This window comes from Pseudomonas sp. Pseu.R1, assembly GCF_045764065.1.
Classification (GTDB): Bacteria; Pseudomonadota; Gammaproteobacteria; order Pseudomonadales; family Pseudomonadaceae; genus Aquipseudomonas.
Genome location: NZ_JBJGEE020000001.1, coordinates 449,807 through 466,246 on the forward strand (window position 1 = coordinate 449,807; position 16,440 = coordinate 466,246).

Sequence of the window (16,440 nt, forward strand, 5' to 3'; positions counted from 1 at the left end):
CTGAATCAGTACGCGGAGGCGTTGTCGACTTTGAAGTTGTACAACTGACGGGCCGAGCCGTAGCGCTTGAAGTCCGACGCCTTTTCGTTGAAACCGGCGCGGTTCAGCAACGCTTGCAGCTCTTCGAGGTGCTCCGGACGCATTTCTTTCTCGATGCAGTCCGAACCCAGCGACTCGACCTTGCCCTTGACGAAAATCTTCGTCTCGTACAGCGAATCACCCAGCGCATCGCCTGCGTCGCCGCACACCACCAGGCGCCCGGCCTGGCCCATGAAGCAGCTCATGTGGCCGATGCTGCCGCCGACAACGATGTCGATGCCTTTCATGGAAATCCCGCAGCGGGCACCGGCGTCGCCTTCGATCACCAGCAAACCGCCGTGGGCCGTGGCGCCCGCCGCCTGGGAGGCGCTGCCTTTGACGCGGACGTAGCCAGACATCATGTTCTCGGCGCAGCCCACGCCGACGTTGCCGTGCACCGTGACTGAGGCCTTCTGGTTCATGCCCGCGCAGTAGTAACCGGCGTGCCCCTGAATATCCACGGACACCGCTTCGTTGACGCCGACGGCCAAGTTGTGGGCGCCGTTGGGATGGGTCACTACCCACTCCCGTTCCTCAAGATTCTTGACCTGGTCGTGCAGCGCCTGATTGAGATCACGCACGCTGGCGATGGAAAGATCGATGGTTTTCATGTGCGTGCTCCTTAAGCCGACTCGCGTTCCCAGATGTACATCGTGGCGGGAACGGGTTCCCAGACTTTGGCGTTCTCGATGCCCGGCAGGCTCGACAGCGCCTGATATTCCGAGGCCATGGCGACGTAGTCGGCGGTCTCGGCGAGGATCGCCGGTTTGCAGGCAATCGGGTCGCGAATCACCGCAAAGCCGTTGCGGGTGCCGATGGCGAAGGTGAAGAAGCCATCGAGTGCTTCCAGCGAACTGTCCAGTGCGGTCTTCAGCGAATCGCCCTGTTGCAGGCGCCAAGCCAGATAACCGGCGGCCACTTCGGTGTCGTTCTCGGTGTCGAAATTGATCCCTTCGCGTCGCAGTTCCTGACGCAGACGGAAGTGGTTGGACAGCGAGCCGTTGTGCACCAGGCACAGGTCAGCGCCGGTAGAGAACGGGTGGCTGCCTTCCATGGTCACGGCGCTTTCAGTGGCCATACGGGTGTGGCCGATGATGTGACTACCTTTCATGGAGCCCAAGCCAAAGCGCTCGGAAATTTCTTTCGGCAAGCCCATGCCCTTGAGGATTTCAATGCTCTTGCCTGCGCTCATGATGCGCACCGTCGGGGCCAATTCACCCAACGCGGCGCGTACGGCAGCTTCTTCAGCCTTGATTTTCAGCACGATGGCGCTGGCGTTCTGGAACCAGTCCAGCGAAGCACCCAACTTGCCTTCCAACGCGGCGATCAGCGCTTTGAAGTCATAGCCGTCGGTGGTGGCTTGCAGGGTCAGCTTGACCCAGCCGTCAGCCACTTCATCGCCGTAAATGGCGAAGCCTGCGCTGTCCGGGCCACGGTCGGTCATAGCTTCGAGCATCGGTTCAAAGAGTTGGCCGAGCCGGGATTCCAGCGCCGGGTTCTTGAGGTATAAACCCACGATTCCACACATATTCATAACTCCAGGGCAGACGACGCCCAACCCATTGGCTGGGCGTCAGAAAGGGTTGTTTAAAGCGCTCGAATCAGAAAAATTCGGTGTAACGCTGGATTTCCCAGTCGCTCACATGGCGGCTGTATTCCACCCACTCCATGCGCTTGAGCTTGATAAATTCGCCAACGATTTCGTTGCCCAGCACTTCGGCAAACAGCGGGTCGGCTTCCAGCGCGTCGCAGGCTTCCTTCAGCGACTGCGGCAGGGTCTTGATGCCGCGAGCGGCGATCTCTTCAAGGCTCAGCTTGTAGAGGTTCTCGTTGCAGACTTGATCGATTTCCAGCTTGCGGTCGATGCCGTCCAGGCCGGCAGCGATGATCGCGGCGCTGACCAGATACGGGTTGCAACCGGCGTCCGGCAGGCGGAATTCCAGACGGCCATACGGCACACGAACCATGGCCGAACGGTTGTTGGCACCGAAGGCAATGAACGCTGGCGCCCAGGTCGCTCCGGACAGGGAGTTACCCACCACCAGGCGCTTGTAGGAATTGACGGTAGGCGCAGCGAAAGCGCATAGCGCCGGGCCGTGAGCGAGGAGACCGGCTGCAAAGTGATAGGCCATTTTCGACAGACCCATACCGCTCGGGTCACTGGCGTCGTGGAACAGGTTCTTGTGGGTCGCGCTGCCGATCGACAAGTGGAAGTGCATGCCGTTACCCGCGCGTTTCGGGTCCGGTTTGGGCATGAACGAGCAGATCATGCCCATGTCGTTGGCGATCTCACCGGCCGCCATGCGGAAGAAGGTGAAGCGGTCTGCCGACTCCATGGCGTCGCTGTAGGTGTAATTGATTTCGAACTGGCCGTTGGCGTCTTCGTGATCGATCTGGTAGATGTCGAAACCTACCGGTTGCAGGGCTTCGGTCAAACGCTCAAGAAATTCGCGGGAACGGGACAGGCCCTTGTAGTCGTAGCAAGGCTTGTCCAGCGCATCGCTGGCGTCGACCAGTTGCAGGCTGCCTGCGGCGTCACGCTTGAACAGACTGAACTCAGGCTCAAGACCGGTGTTCAACGTCCAGCCACGGTCGCTCAGACGCTCGACCTGTTTTTGCAACACGTAGCGGCTGTCATACGGCCAGGGTTTGCCTTCAACGTGACCGATGCACACGACACGACCGTAGCCCTTCTGCCACGGCACCGGGGTCAGCGACGACAGGTCGCCCTTGGCCATGAAGTCCGGGCCATGGGGCTCCATGCCCATGCCGCAGATGGCGAAACCAGCGAAGCCCGCGCCATCTTCGGCAACGGCCTCCAGGCCCGAGACCGGCACCGATTTGGTCTTGGACGAACCGTGAATATCGACGAATTGAGCCAGCACGTACTTGATCCCGTGTTCCTCGATCAGCCGCTGTGTTTCGGGTGGCAACATGAGCATTCACTCCTGGCGATAAGCAAAACGTTGAGGTCAACGACCATTGTCCCGTGACCTGAAAGGTGTTTATTCCATTCAGGAAACTTACTTTCTCAACAGGAATGCAAACGTCTTGCCAACTCGGTATACCAAAAAGTGTGTGCGGTTTGGGGCGGAATTTCTGCTGTATATATGGGAAACTCGTTTTCACTGTGGGAATAATCCGGCGCCAGACAAAACAGCCCGGAGCCGAATCGCACATTCCTGGTGCGAATTTAAAATTATCGAACGGAAACCGTGCAAAACCGATGAGTACGCCTGACGAACAACCGAAGTTGAAGCTGGAGCAATACCTGGGCATTCAGATCAAGCGCCAGCGTCAGGCGCAGGAGCTGAAACTGGCCGATGTGGCGCGCATCGCCGGGATCAGTCAGGGCATGCTGAGCAAGATCGAGAACGCCCAGGTCTCCACCAGCCTTGATAACCTCAGCCGTCTTTGCGACGTGCTGGGCATGCCCATGTCCAAGCTGTTCAGCCAATACGATCAACAAGGGAGCAGCGCGCTGCTGGTCAAACGCGATGACGGGCTGGAAGTGGTGCGGCGCGGCACCGAGAAAGGCCACACCTATCATCTGCTCAACCATACCCGCGGGCCGAAGAAGAACTTCGAGGCCTACATGGTGACCATGGACGACGCCAGCGAAGAATTCCCGACCTTCTCCCACCCCGGCACCGAGTTTTTGCACTTACTGGAAGGTGAACTGGTGTATCGCCACGGCAACCAGCTCTACCACATGCAAGCAGGTGACAGCCTGACCTTCGACGGCGACATTCCCCACGGGCCGGAGCAACTGGTGCAGGTGCCGATTCGTCTGCTGTCGATCATGAACTATGGGGCGTCGGGGGAGTGATCAGGTTCAGTAGCGCGTTGCTTTCCGGACCAGCCATGGACCATCTCGACAACCTGACGCAAAATGCCTTCCTTGCCTTGGATTGGACTCAACCATGTACCTGACGAAACTCGAAATCGCCGGCATCCGCTCTCATGAGAGGTTTGTCTTTCAGGTCCCTGAAGACAAACCGTGGGGCTGGCACGTCATTCTGGGTGACAACGGTGCAGGCAAGTCCAGTTTCGTGAAATCTCTAGCGTTGGCCCTTGCTGGCCCTGCCGAGGCCCGGGCATTACGGCAGGACTGGAGCACCTGGCTGCGAACGGGCTGCAACCAGGCCAACGTCACCGCACACCTGACCTGGAACCCTGCAGTCGATTCGATCACTGGCCAAGGTCGTGCTCCAGTGAAAAAGCTGGTCTGCGAAATCGTGATCGAATCCAACAACGAAGCCCTGAGCACCGGTGCAATCCTGGTGGAAGGCAACAGTTCGAAAGGGCTTGAGCGTGCACTTTGGGGTCGCAGCAGAGGCTGGTTCTCAGCGTCATTCGGGCCGTTTAGACGGTTTACTGGTGGTAACCGCGACTATGAGAGGATGTTCTACACCAACCCGCGCCTGGCCCCCCACCTCACTGCATTTGGCGAAGACATTGCGCTAACGGAATGCCTTGAATGGTTGAAGTCACTCCATATCAAACAGCTGGAGAGCAAGGATGACTCCCAATTTCTGGACTGTGTTATCTCGTTCATCAACAACGGTGAGCTGTTACCTCACGGCTCGCGCATCAGTCGAATTAGCTCTGAGGAAATCATTTTTGTCGATGGCAATGGTCATGAGGTCAGTGTCGATTTCCTGAGTGATGGGTACAGATCGATCCTCAGCCTGACATTTGAGCTTATACGCCAGCTCACCATCAGTTACGGGCAGGCGATCGTTGAGCCAGAAATTCGTACGGGCGTCATTTCACTGCCTGGCGTGGTGGTTATCGATGAGGTTGACGCACACCTGCACCCTTCCTGGCAGAAGCGGATCGCTCCGTGGTTCCTCAAAGTATTTCCCCGCCTCCAATTTATCGTCACCACCCACAGCCCCATCATCTGCCAAGCCGCAGAACATGGCACCGTCTGGCGCCTGCCAACACCGGGCACTGACGAGGCAGGTGGCCAGGTTCAGGGTGACACGCTCAATCGGCTCATCTTCGGCAACATCCTCGAAGCCTACGACACGTCGTTCTTCGGTGCCGAGGTCACGCGCTCGGAAACGTCCAAGGCACAGCTTCTTGAGCTTGCTCAACTCAATCGCAAGGAAGTGTTGGGAAAAATCGACGAAGCAGGACGCAAGCGAATCGAAACACTGCGTGCCTGCATGCCAACCACGGCGTCTGTAGCCGCCCGGTCAGGGTTGGAAGTGGAATGATCCGGTTGGCTGAGTTTCCAGCGCCCAAGTCCATGCTGGACGGGTTAGCGATGTATCAACAGACCGTGGACGCAAATGCCACATACGCTGAAAGAGTGGTCAGCGCAAAATCAGAGTTCAAGGCACGCAACACTAAAACCAATCCCATATTCAAACAGGTGCGCGCCGAACTCACCAGGATGTGCTCGAACACTCGGCGGTGTTGTTACTGTGAAGACTCGATGGCCGATGAGGTCGAGCACATCGCGCCCAAGGATCTCTACCCTGAGCGCGTATTCGACTGGGGCAATTACGTGTATGCCTGCGGTCCCTGTAACAGCCCCAAGGGCAATAAGTTCGCTGTCATCAATGCCAGTGATGAGCTGATACACGTCGGCAGGACCAAAGACGCCAACGTCGTCGAGCCCACAGCGGGAGAGCATGCGTTGATCAATCCACGGATAGAAAATCCTCAAGACTTTCTATGGCTGGACATCATCGACACGTTCAACTTCGTGGCAATAGACGAGCCGGGAACTCGTTCCGAAAAAAGAGCAACCTACACTTGCCAACTTCTTGCGTTAAACAACCGGGATGTATTGATCGAAGCCAGGCGTCTGGCTTTCGGCTCTTACCGGGCCCGCTTGTTCGAGTACATACATCGGCGCGACGCAGGAACACCCGATGTGCAACTGGAAGCATTGGTCATCAGCCTTAAATCCATGGCCAACCCTGCCGTCTGGGCAGAAATGAAGCGATCACACGCCGCTCATCCCGACATCGCGATGTTGTTCGCAAAAGCCCCTGAAGCGTTGGATTGGTGACGGCAAACTACGACTTTGGTACTGGTTTTCGTCTCTATGGTCGCATTCACAAAGTGCCGTGCCTGACATGTAATGTCTCAACGCCGTGATGTCGCCCTCACCCCACAAGGGCTGAACAATAAGAAAGGTGAAAAACCATGTACAAGATCCTGATTGCCGATGATCACCCGTTGTTTCGCGAGGCCATCCACAACGTTATTTGCGACGGTTTTCCAGGCAGTGAGGTCATGGAGACCGAAGACCTGGACAGCGCGCTGGCGCTGACTCGCGACCACGACGATCTCGATTTGATTCTGCTGGACCTGAACATGCCCGGCATGCATGGCCTCAACGGGCTGATCACCCTGCGCAACGAGGCGCCGACCATTCCGGTGGTGATCGTCTCTGCCGAGCAGGACAAACAGGTGGTGCTGCAGGCCATCACCTATGGTGCAGTAGGCTTCATCACCAAGTCATCGCCGCGCAAGCAGATGACCGAGGCCATCGAGCAGATCCTCAACGGCAACGTGTACTTGCCGTCAGACATCATCCGCAGCCAGAAAGCCCCTTCCCGACGCAACAACGCAGACACCCCACAGTTGCCGCCCGAACTGCTTCAAGCCCTGACCCGCAAACAATTGCTGGTGCTGGAACGCATGACCAAGGGCGATTCCAACAAGCAGATCGCGTTCAGCCTGGCCATCGCCGAAACCACGGTCAAAGCCCATGTCTCGGCGATTCTGCGCAAGCTCAATGTGCACAACCGGGTGCAGGCGATTCTCAGCGCCGGAGACATCGATTTCGCAGCCTATTTGCGGCGCTAGCCAGCACGTGCGCATTGTCAGCGTCGCTGGCGGGAATCACGCCTGCTGCCAATACCCTGGCCGGTTATAGACCTCCTTCAAGAAGGCAATGAAAAACCGCACTTTTGCGGGCAAGTAATGCTGCTGGGGATAGACCCCCTGAATGTCATAGCTGGGCAGCGCGAACTCATCGAGGACCGTCACCAGCGCCCCGCTCCGCACCTCGTTCTGAATCTCCCAGGTCGAACGCCAGCACAATCCCAACCCCCGTTTGGCCCAGTCATACAACAGCTCGCCGTCGTTGCAGTAGAGATTGCCCGCGACCTTGATCGCGACCTGTTTGCCATCCCGCTGAAAAGTCCAGCCACGATGTTGGCCGCCTTGCAGGTTGAACGACAGGCAATTGTGCTCGGCCAGTTGCTCCAGGGTTTGCGGAAAGCCATGTTTGGCGAAGTACGCCGGTGAACCACAGACCACGCGTTTGTTGGCAAACAGCTTGATCGCCACGTAATTGGGGTCGAGCACTTCACCAATGCGGATGCTCATGTCGTACCCCTCGCGCACCAGGTCGACCACGTTGTCGGTGAGGTTGAACGACAACTGCAAATCCGGAAATCGCGCCTGAAACTCCGGCGCATGGGGCGCCACGTGCTGGCGGCCAAACCCGGCGGGCGCGGATACCACCAAATGCCCGCGCACGCTGCTTTCGTTCTCGCTGATGCTGGCGTCCAGCTCTTCGAAGGACTGCAACACGGTCTTGGCGTTTTCCAGGTACGACTCACCGGCATCGGTCAATGTCAGGCCACGGGTCGAGCGGTGGATCAGCTTAACGCCCAGTCGCTCCTCCAGCGCGCTCAAGCGCCTGCCCATGATCACCGGGGTGACGCCCTCCACCAGCGCCGCCGCAGCGAAACTGCCGTGGGTGGCCACCAGTACATAACTGCGCACCTCTGTGTAACGGTCCATTCGATACTCCTGATACCGACAGAACTGCCAAAAGCAGCCATTCACAAAATCAACGATTCAAATCAGGCTGAGCACGTACAAAAACTACCGAGTTCAGGAGACTAACAAATGACCATCATGAGAGCCATCGAAGCCGCCGTTCTGGTGATGCGTCGCGAAGGGGTCGATACCGCATTCGGTATCCCCGGCGCTGCCATCAACCCGCTGTACGCAGCGTTCAAGAAACTCGGCGGTATCGATCACGTGCTGGCCCGTCACGTCGAAGGTGCGTCGCACATGGCCGAGGGCTACACCCGCGCCATCGCAGGCAACATCGGCGTGTGCATTGGCACCTCCGGCCCTGCTGGAACCGACATGATCACCGGCCTGTATTCTGCGTCTGCCGACTCCATCCCGATCCTCTGCATCACAGGGCAAGCGCCACGTGCCCGCATGCACAAGGAAGACTTCCAGGCCGTGGACATCGCCGCCATCGCCTCGCCCGTCGCCAAATGGGCCACCACCGTCATGGAACCGGGTCAGGTGCCCTACGTGTTCCAGAAAGCCTTTCAACTGATGCGCAGCGGCCGTCCGGGCCCGGTGCTGATCGACCTGCCGTTCGACGTGCAGATGGCCGAGATTGAATTCGACATCGACGCTTACGAACCGCTGCCGGTGATCAAACCGCAAGCCAGCCGTACGCAGATCGAAAAAGCCCTGACGATGCTCAACGCCTCCGAGCGTCCGCTGATTGTCGCCGGTGGCGGCATCATCAATGCCGATGCCTCGGATGCGCTGGTGGAGTTCGCCGAACTGACCGGTATTCCGGTCATCCCGACCCTCATGGGCTGGGGCACCATTCCTGACGATCACCCGCAAATGGCCGGGATGGTCGGTTTGCAGACGTCTCATCGTTACGGCAACGCGACGATGCTCGAATCGGACCTGGTACTGGGCATCGGCAACCGCTGGGCCAACCGCCACACTGGCACCGTTTCGGTGTACAGCGAGGGCCGCAAGTTCATTCATGTTGACATCGAACCGACCCAGATCGGTCGTGTGTTGACGCCGGACCTGGGCATCGTGTCCGACGCAGGCGCGGCGCTGGCGATGTTCCTCGAAGTCGCTCGCGAATGGCACACCGCTGGCAAACTGAAAAATCGCGCTGCGTGGCTCGCCAGTTGCCAGGAACGCAAGCGCACGATGCAGCGCAAGACCCACTTCGACAACGTGCCGGTCAAGCCGCAGCGCGTCTACGAAGAAATGAACCAGTACTTCGGCAAGGACACCTGCTACGTCAGCACCATCGGCCTGTCGCAGATTGCCGGTGCGCAATTCCTGCACGTCTACAAGCCGCGTCACTGGATCAACTGCGGTCAGGCGGGCCCGTTGGGTTGGACGATTCCGGCAGCGCTGGGCGTGGCCAAGGCCGATCCGAGCCGCAAGGTCGTGGCGCTGTCGGGTGACTATGACTTCCAGTTCATGATCGAAGAACTGGCGGTAGGTGCGCAGTTCAAGCTGCCGTATATCCACGTGGTGGTGAACAACTCGTATCTGGGCCTGATCCGTCAGGCGCAGCGCAACTTCGACATCGATTACTGCGTGCAGTTGTCCTTCGATAACGTCAACGCCCCGGAACTTGAAGGCTATGGCGTGGACCATGTCGCGGTGGCCGAGGGGCTGGGCTGCAAGGCGATTCGCGTCAGCGACCCGGCGCACATTCAGGCGGCATTCGCCGAGGCGTCAAGCCTGATGCAGCAGTACAGCGTGCCGGTTGTGGTCGAAGTGATCCTTGAGCGCGTCACCAACATTGCCATGGGCACTGAGATCAACGCGATCAACGAATTCGAATCGCTGGCCGAGACCCGCGCCGACGCCCCGACGGCTGTCTGCCTGCTCGACTAAATAACGGCACTGATTCGCCACCGAATAAAAAGCAAGAAAGGAGCAAGCCATGCCACGTCTGTGCGCCAACCTGTCCATGCTGTTCACCGAACTGGACTTTCTGCAACGCTTCGAAGCCGCTGCCAATGCGGGCTTCCGCGGGGTCGAGTACCTGTTTCCGTACGACTTCAGCTCGGCCCAGATCAAGGCCGAACTGGACGCCAACGGCCTGACCCAAGTGCTGTTCAACCTGCCTGCGGGTGATTGGGTCAAGGGTGAACGCGGGATCGCCTGCCACCCGGACCGGGTCGAAGAATTCTACGCCGGGGTCGACCTGGCCATCGCCTACGCCAAGGTCCTGGGCAACACCCAGGTCAACTGCCTGGCCGGGATCAAACCGCAGGGTTTCGATGATGCGCTGATTGAAAAGACCTTCGTCGACAACCTCAAGTACGCCGCTGCCAAGTTGCAGGCTCAGGGCATCGATCTGGTCATGGAAATGATCAACACGATCGACATTCCGGGCTTCTACCTGAATACCACGGCCCAGGCTCTGGCCATCCGCGAGAAAGTCGGCAGCCGCAACCTGTCGTTGCAGTACGACATCTACCACATGCAGATCATGGAGGGCGATCTGGCCCGGACCCTGGAGAAAAACCTGCCGGTGATTCGTCACGTGCAACTGGCGGACAACCCGGGCCGTCATGAGCCGGGCACCGGGGAAATCAACTACGGCTTTCTGTTCGGGCATCTGGACCGGTTGGGCTATCGCGGCTGGATCGGTTGCGAATACAAGCCGCTGACCACCACCGAAGCCGGTTTGGGCTGGCTCAAGACCCACAACCTGATCTGATCACACCCTCTGTAGGAGTGAGCTTGCTCGCGATAGCGGTGGAACATTCAAGCATGGGGTACCTGACACATCGCTATCGCGAGCAAGCTCACTCCTACAGGGGCAAACCGACATCAAGAAAGGACATACATCATGGCTAACATCGGCTTTATCGGCACCGGCATCATGGGCCTGCCCATGGCAGAAAACCTGCAAAAAGCAGGTCATCAACTGTTCCTGTCCAGCCACTTCGTCGCCCCGCCCGCCTCGTTGGTCGACGGCGGCGCCACCGTGCTGAACAACCCGCGCGAAGTGGCTCAGGAAGCGGAATTCATCATTGTCATGCTGCCTGATACCCCGCAGGTCAACGACGTATTGTTCGGCGACAACGGCCTGAGCGAAGGCACAGGGCCGGGCAAAGTGGTGATCGATATGAGTTCGATCTCGCCGTCTGCCACCAAGAGTTTCGCCGAGCGCATCAACGCCACCGGCGCGCAATACCTCGACGCCCCGGTCTCGGGCGGTGAAGTCGGCGCCAAAGCAGCGACACTGAGCATTATGGTCGGGGGTGATCAAGGTACGTTCGACCGTGCCCTGCCCCTGTTCCAGACCATGGGCAAGAACATCACCCTGGTCGGCAGCAACGGCGACGGCCAGACCGCCAAGGTGGCGAACCAGATCATCGTCGCGCTGAACATTCAGGCGGTGGCCGAAGCACTGCTGTTCGCCTCGAAAAACGGCGCCGATCCCGCGAAAGTCCGTGAGGCCCTGATGGGCGGCTTCGCGTCGTCGAAGATTCTTGAAGTGCATGGTGAGCGCATGATCAAAGGCACCTTCAATCCGGGCTTCCGCATTGCCCTGCACCAGAAAGACCTGAATCTTGCGCTAGAAGGCGCGAAAGAGCTGAGCCTGAACCTGCCCAACACCGCCAACGCCCAACAGGTCTTCAGCACCTGCGCCGCGCTGGGCGGCAGTGGCTGGGACCATTCGGGCCTGATCAAAGGGCTGGAGCACATGTCCAACTTCTCGATTCGGGGTGATCACAAGCCGGATTGATGGCGCATTGAAAAAAGAGAGGTGTGGGAGATTCTATCTCGTCTGACCAAGCGCTTTCGCCAGCAAGCCGGCTCCCACAGTTTCGGCGTCGATACGAGATTCGAGTTCGGCGCGATCATTGTGGGAGCCGCCTTGGTGGCGAAAGCGTAAGATCAGCGGCCGACCTCCCACAAAAAAGCCAGGCACTCACAAGAGACGCCTGGCTTTTTTGTGGGTGACGCCGATGAATCAGAACACGTTGATCGGATAGTCCGCGATCAGGCGCAGTTCGTTGTTATCCCCTTCCGCCTGGTCAGCGTTGGCACGGTGAAAGGATTGGCGCATGCGCAACGACAAGTCTTTCGCCGGACCGGACTGCACGACGTACTTGGCCTCGATATCGGTCTCGTGGTGCTTGCCATCGTCACCATAGCCATAGTTGACATACGTGCTATTCGCCGGCATATGCGATCCATCGATATTATCGCCGGTGATATAGCGGGCCATGAAACTCAGCCCCGGCACGCCATAACTCGCCATGTTCAAGTCATAACGGGCCTGCCAGGATTTCTCGCCCGGGCCGTTGAAGTCCGAATATTGAACGGAGTTGGCGAGGAAAATCGAATCCGCGGTATCACCCGGGCCGTTAATCCCGAAGGCTACATAGTCGAATGGCGTGTCGCCATGAACTTTCTGGTACGCCAGCGTCAGGGTGTGTGCTGTCAGGAAAGAATAAGCAGCGGCCATCGACCACGTGGTGTTGCTGATATCACCGGCCTTGGCAGAGCCCGCATCATTGGTACGGTAGATATTGAAATCCAGGTTGACTGACTGCGTGTCGGTAATCCCCTGGGTGTAGTTGACGTTGGCGTAGTACTGATCCCAAACGTCCTTGAGATTGGAGCCATACAGGCTCGCGGTCAGGTTATCGTTGAAGGTGTACTTGCCGCCGACATAGTCGATGCTCGATGCCGTCACCCCGGCATAAGAGGCGTAGATGTCGTGATCGTGGTTAGTCGTGACCGGCCCGTTGCCGCCAGTAAAGTGGCCGCCATCCAGCTCAAGACCCGCAATGTCACTGCTCAGCAGGTTGAAACCGGTGGCCGTTTGCGGGAACAGACGCGATCCGCCGGCGGCGAATACCGGCGCAGTCGGCATCAGGTCGCCATACCGCAACTCGGTCTTGGAAATGCGCATTTTGATTGCACCGCCTGCGGTGCCGTATTCATCTTCCGGGTTGCCGTGGCTGTCGATCGGCAGGTTACCCGTACCGGTGGTGCCGCCACCGCCGTCAAGCTTGATGCCCCAGTAGCCATAGGCATCTACGCCAAAGCCTACAGTGCCTTGAGTGAAGCCGGAGCTGAAATTACCCAGAACGCCCTGTGTCCAGTCCTTGCGATCGTTGCCGCCGTCCCGAACATCACGGTTGAAATAATAGTTCTTCAGATGCACCGTCAGGCTACTGTCTTCGACAAAGCCCTTGGCGTCGGACTGATCACTGACAACGCCTGCCGATGCCAGTTGACTCACGCCCAGCGAAACCGCGAGCGTCACGAGGTTCCATTTTACAAACGTCATTATTATCCCCTGTCTCAATTAAGGCCCAACGTTCCGCAAACCCCGAGAGTCGGGGCATCCCCCTGAGATCAGGCGAAGTTTGAAACGGTGGAAATCGCGCTACGGCAGATGGGCTAAAAACATCAACACCGTGATGATTATTCACGGCAAAACGACAGGCTTTCAGCCCATTTCTTTATTGTTTCGACGAAGCGTCGGACACTTCATATTTACCGGCGTGTGCTCCGCCGGCGCAAAAACTTTTAGCATTTTTCCGCCGAACGGATCATAAACGAGAGGTGATAGTCACTATCGATTTTCGTAATAGTTGAAATCTTTCCATCGGTGTTACCGTTGTCGTCGATGAAGCACACGACTCAATAGCCTGATGAATCCGCAGCATCAGGTCATCGAATCCTGCTCCACTTCATCATTCCTTTGGTAAGACTTTTTCAGCCACCTCACGCCCGTGCGGTGGCTTTTTTTATTAAATAATTATTCATCCTGTATTAATGGTCTCGTTCAATCAATGAATGCCGCTATTGAATAACCCGGTTTGAAATTGGGTTATTTGGCAGAATCAGGCAAGTTTCTGTTTATTCATTTTTCGCTCGTGCGCCTCAGCTTCTCTTCCCCTTCTCACCCCGATAGCCCCCTCCATCGCTCGGCTTTTTTCACAAGCCGCCCTGAAAAATACCTCGCGCCCAACCGAATAACTCGCCGCGCTGAAGTGTTCATCACCAGACACGTTTAGGGATTCGCCGCTGTGAGCGCTGGACTTCGGCGCTGACGGGAATAAATCCGGGCCTTCTCCTGTTTATTGACAGGTGAACCGCTACTTTTTCTGCTGCGTCGCAATGGAGCATGACCGCAATGAACAACCGCTACCTGGCTGCTGGCTTTCGAAACACTTGGCTTCTGGGCGCCTGCGTGACGCTGGTCATCGCGGCGGGACAGGCCCGCGCGTCCGGCGACGAGTCTACGCCGCCCAAACCCAATTGCCCGAAAGGCCAGGTCTGGGACAGTAAAACCCGCAAATGCGCCCTGCAAACCAGTCAGGCGACCTCCGATGAGGACCGCACAGATTACGCCTATCGGCTGGCTAAAGACGGTCGTTACGAAGAAGCGCTGTCGTTGCTCGACACCCTGAAAAATCCAGACACCGCCAAGGCGCTGAACTATCGTGGATATGCAACGCGCAAATTGGGTCGCACGGACGAGGGCATTGGTTATTACCTGAAATCCGTGGCGTTGGACCCCAACTATGCGCAGGTGCGCGAATACCTGGGCGAAGCCTATGTGATCAAGGGTCGAATCGATCTCGCGCAGGAACAACTGGTCAAGATCAAAGCGCTGTGCAGCACCACGTGTGAAGAGTACGAGGACCTGGCGGACGCGATCGCAGCGGCTCCCCAGACCTGAGCGCAACAGCGGTTGAAAAGCGGAACATCGGGAGGCGGTTATAGCCAGCAACGCTGAATTTCGTAGCGAACTGGGCCAATTGTTGCCACGTCTGTGGCGCTACGGGCTGGTCTTGTCCCGACAAAAGCACTTGGCAGACGATCTGGTCCAGGCCACCTGCGTTCGAGCGCTGGAGCGTGCCGAGCAATTCATCGCTGGCACGCGGCTGGACCGCTGGCTGCTGGCGATCATGCATTCGATCTGGCTCAACGAAATCCGCGCCCAGCGTGTGCGTCAGGGCCAGGGCTTCGTCGATGCCGAGCAGGAGCTGTCGTTTGACGGAGAGAGCCAGGCGCAGGACCAGGTGCTGGCCGCGCAGGTGATCAAGCGGGTGAACGCACTCCCGGAAGCGCAGCGAGAGACGGTCTTTCTGACGTATGTCGAGGGGCTGTCGTACAAGGAAACCGCTGAAATCCTGCACATCCCGGTTGGCACGGTGATGAGCAGGCTGGCGGCTGCACGTTTGAAACTGGCCGAAACCGCACCAACCCACGCCATGTCGGATAAATCGACAGGAGAACGGCGATGACTTACAGCAGTGCCCATTCGCCACCGTCTGATGAATTGCTGGTGGCTTATCTGGACGATGAACTGGATCGCGAGCAGCGCCAGCACATCGACCATCTCCTGCGCACTGAGGCTCCGGTGGCCGCGCGACTGGAGCAACTCAAAGGCGGCGATCTGCCGTTTCTGGCCGCGTTCGACTCGCTGCTTCAGGACGCTCCAACGTTGCGGCTGCAAGCGATGCTTGACGCACTGCCACCGGCAGCACCCCGGCACCGCGCGACCATGAGCCGTCGTGGCTTTCTCGCCACTGCGGCCAGTTTCGTGATCGCTGGCATAGCCGCCGATCGCCTGTTCCTGCACTGGCAAGCCACCGAAAGCGATGAGGGTTGGCGCGGCTCGGTGGCCGAATACATGGTGCTGTACACCCCCGAAACGCTGGACAACCTGACCCACGACGTCGCCTCCCACGCCTTGCAGCTTGGCTCCGTGGGCAAACAGCTGGGCCTGGCGCTGTCGCCAGAGACGGTGAACCTGCCGGGCGCCGAGTTCCGTCGCGCCCAGATCCTCGACTATGAAGGCGCGCTGATTGGCCAACTGACCTATCTGGACGCTCGGCATGGCCCGCTGGCGCTGTGCATCACCGCCGCGCGGTCCGGGGCGGAAAAACTCGCCACGGAAGAACGCCTTGGGCTAAACGTGGTGTATTGGTCCAACCCGACCCACGCGTTCATGCTGATCGGCAAGAATCCGTTCGAGGACCTGGAAATCATGGCCCGCAGCGCCCAGCGAGGTTTGTCTGCATGACTGAACGTAATGGAGATTAACTGGAGTCCGGGCACACTTTCTGGTCTAGTAGCGCACGATTTTTGTTGAAATCGGCACGTATCGATTTCAGTCACGTCCGTTGCTGCACCCTGCTGCCGCATAACCAAAGGTGCCCTTGATGTCTGCCCATCGCCTGAAACTTGCCCTCTCCTGCCTGCCGTTGCTGGCCTGCCTGGCCGCGCCGTCCGCCTTCGCCCATGCCCATCTTGAAAGTCAGTTGCCTGCGGCAGACAGTGAGGTCACAACGCCGAAAGAACTGCGCCTGAATTTCTCGGAAGGCGTCGAAGAAAAGTTCACTAAAGTCGCCATCAGCCTCGACGGCCCCGGTGACAGCACCGAAATCATTCAGACCCAGAGCGTCACCACCGATCCGGCTGACAAGAAAGTGCTGATCGTGGTCCCGGCCGTGCCGCTGGCGCCGGGCAAGTACAAGGTCGAATGGCATGCGGTGTCCGTGGACACCCACAAGAGCGAAGGCGTTTATCGCTTCAAGGTCACGCCATAAT

At 58.3% G+C, this 16,440-nt stretch carries 16 protein-coding genes; 11 read left to right on the top strand and 5 right to left on the bottom strand.

The annotated features are described in order from the left end of the window. Positions 1-5: 5 nt before the first annotated feature. From ACI5GA_RS02175 to glnT, 3 genes are all read right to left on the bottom strand, one after another. The gene (locus ACI5GA_RS02175; RefSeq protein WP_404632106.1) at positions 6-689 is read right to left on the bottom strand and encodes a protein glxC; all 684 of its coding nucleotides are present in this window, start codon (positions 687-689) and stop codon (positions 6-8) included. 11 nt (positions 690-700) lie between these two features. Then, the gene (locus ACI5GA_RS02180) at positions 701-1,606 is read right to left on the bottom strand and encodes a class II glutamine amidotransferase (RefSeq protein WP_404632108.1); all 906 of its coding nucleotides are present in this window, start codon (positions 1,604-1,606) and stop codon (positions 701-703) included. A 73-nt stretch (positions 1,607-1,679) separates the two neighbouring features. Beyond that, a complete protein-coding gene (gene glnT, locus ACI5GA_RS02185; RefSeq protein ID WP_404632110.1) occupies positions 1,680-3,014 on the bottom strand; it encodes a type III glutamate--ammonia ligase in 1,335 nt (444 codons plus the stop codon). 290 nt (positions 3,015-3,304) lie between these two features. Between glnT and ACI5GA_RS02190 the strand changes: the two genes are divergently transcribed. From ACI5GA_RS02190 to ACI5GA_RS02205, 4 genes are all read left to right on the top strand, one after another. Beyond that, on the top strand, positions 3,305-3,907 hold the full coding sequence (locus ACI5GA_RS02190) for a helix-turn-helix domain-containing protein (protein ID WP_421421463.1): 603 nt from the start codon (positions 3,305-3,307) through the stop codon (positions 3,905-3,907). Positions 3,908-4,001: 94 nt separating this feature from the next. Continuing rightward, positions 4,002-5,303, top strand: coding sequence for an AAA family ATPase (locus ACI5GA_RS02195; RefSeq protein ID WP_421421465.1), 1,302 nt, complete (start codon positions 4,002-4,004; stop codon positions 5,301-5,303). Further along, positions 5,300-6,106, top strand: coding sequence for a hypothetical protein (locus tag ACI5GA_RS02200; protein ID WP_404632116.1), 807 nt, complete (start codon positions 5,300-5,302; stop codon positions 6,104-6,106). The genes ACI5GA_RS02195 and ACI5GA_RS02200 overlap by 4 nt, the downstream gene beginning before the upstream one ends. 137 nt (positions 6,107-6,243) lie before the next feature. Then, entirely contained in the window at positions 6,244-6,909 is a 666-nt protein-coding gene (locus ACI5GA_RS02205) for a response regulator (RefSeq protein ID WP_421421467.1), read from the top strand. A gap of 36 nt (positions 6,910-6,945) precedes the next feature. On the opposite strand, the gene ACI5GA_RS02210 is transcribed toward ACI5GA_RS02205, so the two are convergent. Beyond that, a complete protein-coding gene (locus ACI5GA_RS02210; protein ID WP_421421468.1) occupies positions 6,946-7,854 on the bottom strand; it encodes a LysR family transcriptional regulator in 909 nt (302 codons plus the stop codon). A 108-nt stretch (positions 7,855-7,962) separates the two neighbouring features. On the opposite strand from ACI5GA_RS02210, the gene gcl reads away from it, so the two are divergent. The 3 genes from gcl (at position 7,963) to ACI5GA_RS02225 (ending at position 11,605) form a co-directional block, all read left to right on the top strand. Continuing rightward, the gene (gcl, locus tag ACI5GA_RS02215) at positions 7,963-9,738 is read left to right on the top strand and encodes a glyoxylate carboligase (RefSeq protein ID WP_404632122.1); all 1,776 of its coding nucleotides are present in this window, start codon (positions 7,963-7,965) and stop codon (positions 9,736-9,738) included. Between the two features lie 49 nt (positions 9,739-9,787). After that, complete coding sequence (hyi, locus tag ACI5GA_RS02220) at positions 9,788-10,570, top strand: hydroxypyruvate isomerase (protein ID WP_421421469.1); 783 nt, start codon at positions 9,788-9,790, stop codon at positions 10,568-10,570. A 132-nt stretch (positions 10,571-10,702) separates the two neighbouring features. Continuing rightward, positions 10,703-11,605 carry a 2-hydroxy-3-oxopropionate reductase gene (locus ACI5GA_RS02225; RefSeq protein WP_404632126.1) on the top strand — a complete coding sequence of 301 codons (903 nt, stop codon included), beginning with the start codon at positions 10,703-10,705 and terminating at the stop codon, positions 11,603-11,605. Positions 11,606-11,833: 228 nt separating this feature from the next. On the opposite strand, the gene ACI5GA_RS02230 is transcribed toward ACI5GA_RS02225, so the two are convergent. After that, positions 11,834-13,162, bottom strand: a complete 1,329-nt coding sequence (locus tag ACI5GA_RS02230) for an OprD family porin (protein WP_404632128.1) — start codon at positions 13,160-13,162, stop codon at positions 11,834-11,836. A gap of 852 nt (positions 13,163-14,014) precedes the next feature. Here ACI5GA_RS02230 and ACI5GA_RS02235 point away from each other — a divergent pair. From ACI5GA_RS02235 to copC, 4 genes are all read left to right on the top strand, one after another. Beyond that, positions 14,015-14,563 carry a tetratricopeptide repeat protein gene (locus tag ACI5GA_RS02235; protein WP_421421472.1) on the top strand — a complete coding sequence of 183 codons (549 nt, stop codon included), beginning with the start codon at positions 14,015-14,017 and terminating at the stop codon, positions 14,561-14,563. A gap of 70 nt (positions 14,564-14,633) precedes the next feature. Next, complete coding sequence (locus tag ACI5GA_RS02240; protein WP_404632770.1) at positions 14,634-15,131, top strand: RNA polymerase sigma factor; 498 nt, start codon at positions 14,634-14,636, stop codon at positions 15,129-15,131. After that, entirely contained in the window at positions 15,128-15,913 is a 786-nt protein-coding gene (locus tag ACI5GA_RS02245) for an anti-sigma factor family protein (protein WP_421421473.1), read from the top strand. Before ACI5GA_RS02240 ends, ACI5GA_RS02245 begins: the two co-directional genes overlap by 4 nt. A gap of 139 nt (positions 15,914-16,052) precedes the next feature. Beyond that, positions 16,053-16,439, top strand: a complete 387-nt coding sequence (gene copC, locus ACI5GA_RS02250) for a copper homeostasis periplasmic binding protein CopC (RefSeq protein ID WP_404632134.1) — start codon at positions 16,053-16,055, stop codon at positions 16,437-16,439. The last annotated feature ends 1 nt before the right edge of the window (position 16,440 follow it).

Excerpts from the sequence above, each read along its gene's own strand:
- copC (WP_404632134.1), top strand. The coding sequence starts at position 16,053 with ATGTCTGCCCATCGCCTGAAACTTGCCCTCTCCTGCCTGCCGTTGCTG.
- ACI5GA_RS02210 (WP_421421468.1), bottom strand. The coding sequence starts at position 7,854 with ATGGACCGTTACACAGAGGTGCGCAGTTATGTACTGGTGGCCACCCAC.
- gcl (WP_404632122.1), top strand. The coding sequence starts at position 7,963 with ATGACCATCATGAGAGCCATCGAAGCCGCCGTTCTGGTGATGCGTCGC.
- glnT (WP_404632110.1), bottom strand. The coding sequence starts at position 3,014 with ATGTTGCCACCCGAAACACAGCGGCTGATCGAGGAACACGGGATCAAG.
- hyi (WP_421421469.1), top strand. The coding sequence starts at position 9,788 with ATGCCACGTCTGTGCGCCAACCTGTCCATGCTGTTCACCGAACTGGAC.
- ACI5GA_RS02245 (WP_421421473.1), top strand. The coding sequence starts at position 15,128 with ATGACTTACAGCAGTGCCCATTCGCCACCGTCTGATGAATTGCTGGTG.
- ACI5GA_RS02180 (WP_404632108.1), bottom strand. The coding sequence starts at position 1,606 with ATGTGTGGAATCGTGGGTTTATACCTCAAGAACCCGGCGCTGGAATCC.
- ACI5GA_RS02195 (WP_421421465.1), top strand. The coding sequence starts at position 4,002 with ATGTACCTGACGAAACTCGAAATCGCCGGCATCCGCTCTCATGAGAGG.
- ACI5GA_RS02190 (WP_421421463.1), top strand. The coding sequence starts at position 3,305 with ATGAGTACGCCTGACGAACAACCGAAGTTGAAGCTGGAGCAATACCTG.
- ACI5GA_RS02200 (WP_404632116.1), top strand. The coding sequence starts at position 5,300 with ATGATCCGGTTGGCTGAGTTTCCAGCGCCCAAGTCCATGCTGGACGGG.
- ACI5GA_RS02235 (WP_421421472.1), top strand. The coding sequence starts at position 14,015 with ATGAACAACCGCTACCTGGCTGCTGGCTTTCGAAACACTTGGCTTCTG.
- ACI5GA_RS02205 (WP_421421467.1), top strand. The coding sequence starts at position 6,244 with ATGTACAAGATCCTGATTGCCGATGATCACCCGTTGTTTCGCGAGGCC.
- ACI5GA_RS02230 (WP_404632128.1), bottom strand. The coding sequence starts at position 13,162 with ATGACGTTTGTAAAATGGAACCTCGTGACGCTCGCGGTTTCGCTGGGC.
- ACI5GA_RS02175 (WP_404632106.1), bottom strand. The coding sequence starts at position 689 with ATGAAAACCATCGATCTTTCCATCGCCAGCGTGCGTGATCTCAATCAG.
- ACI5GA_RS02225 (WP_404632126.1), top strand. The coding sequence starts at position 10,703 with ATGGCTAACATCGGCTTTATCGGCACCGGCATCATGGGCCTGCCCATG.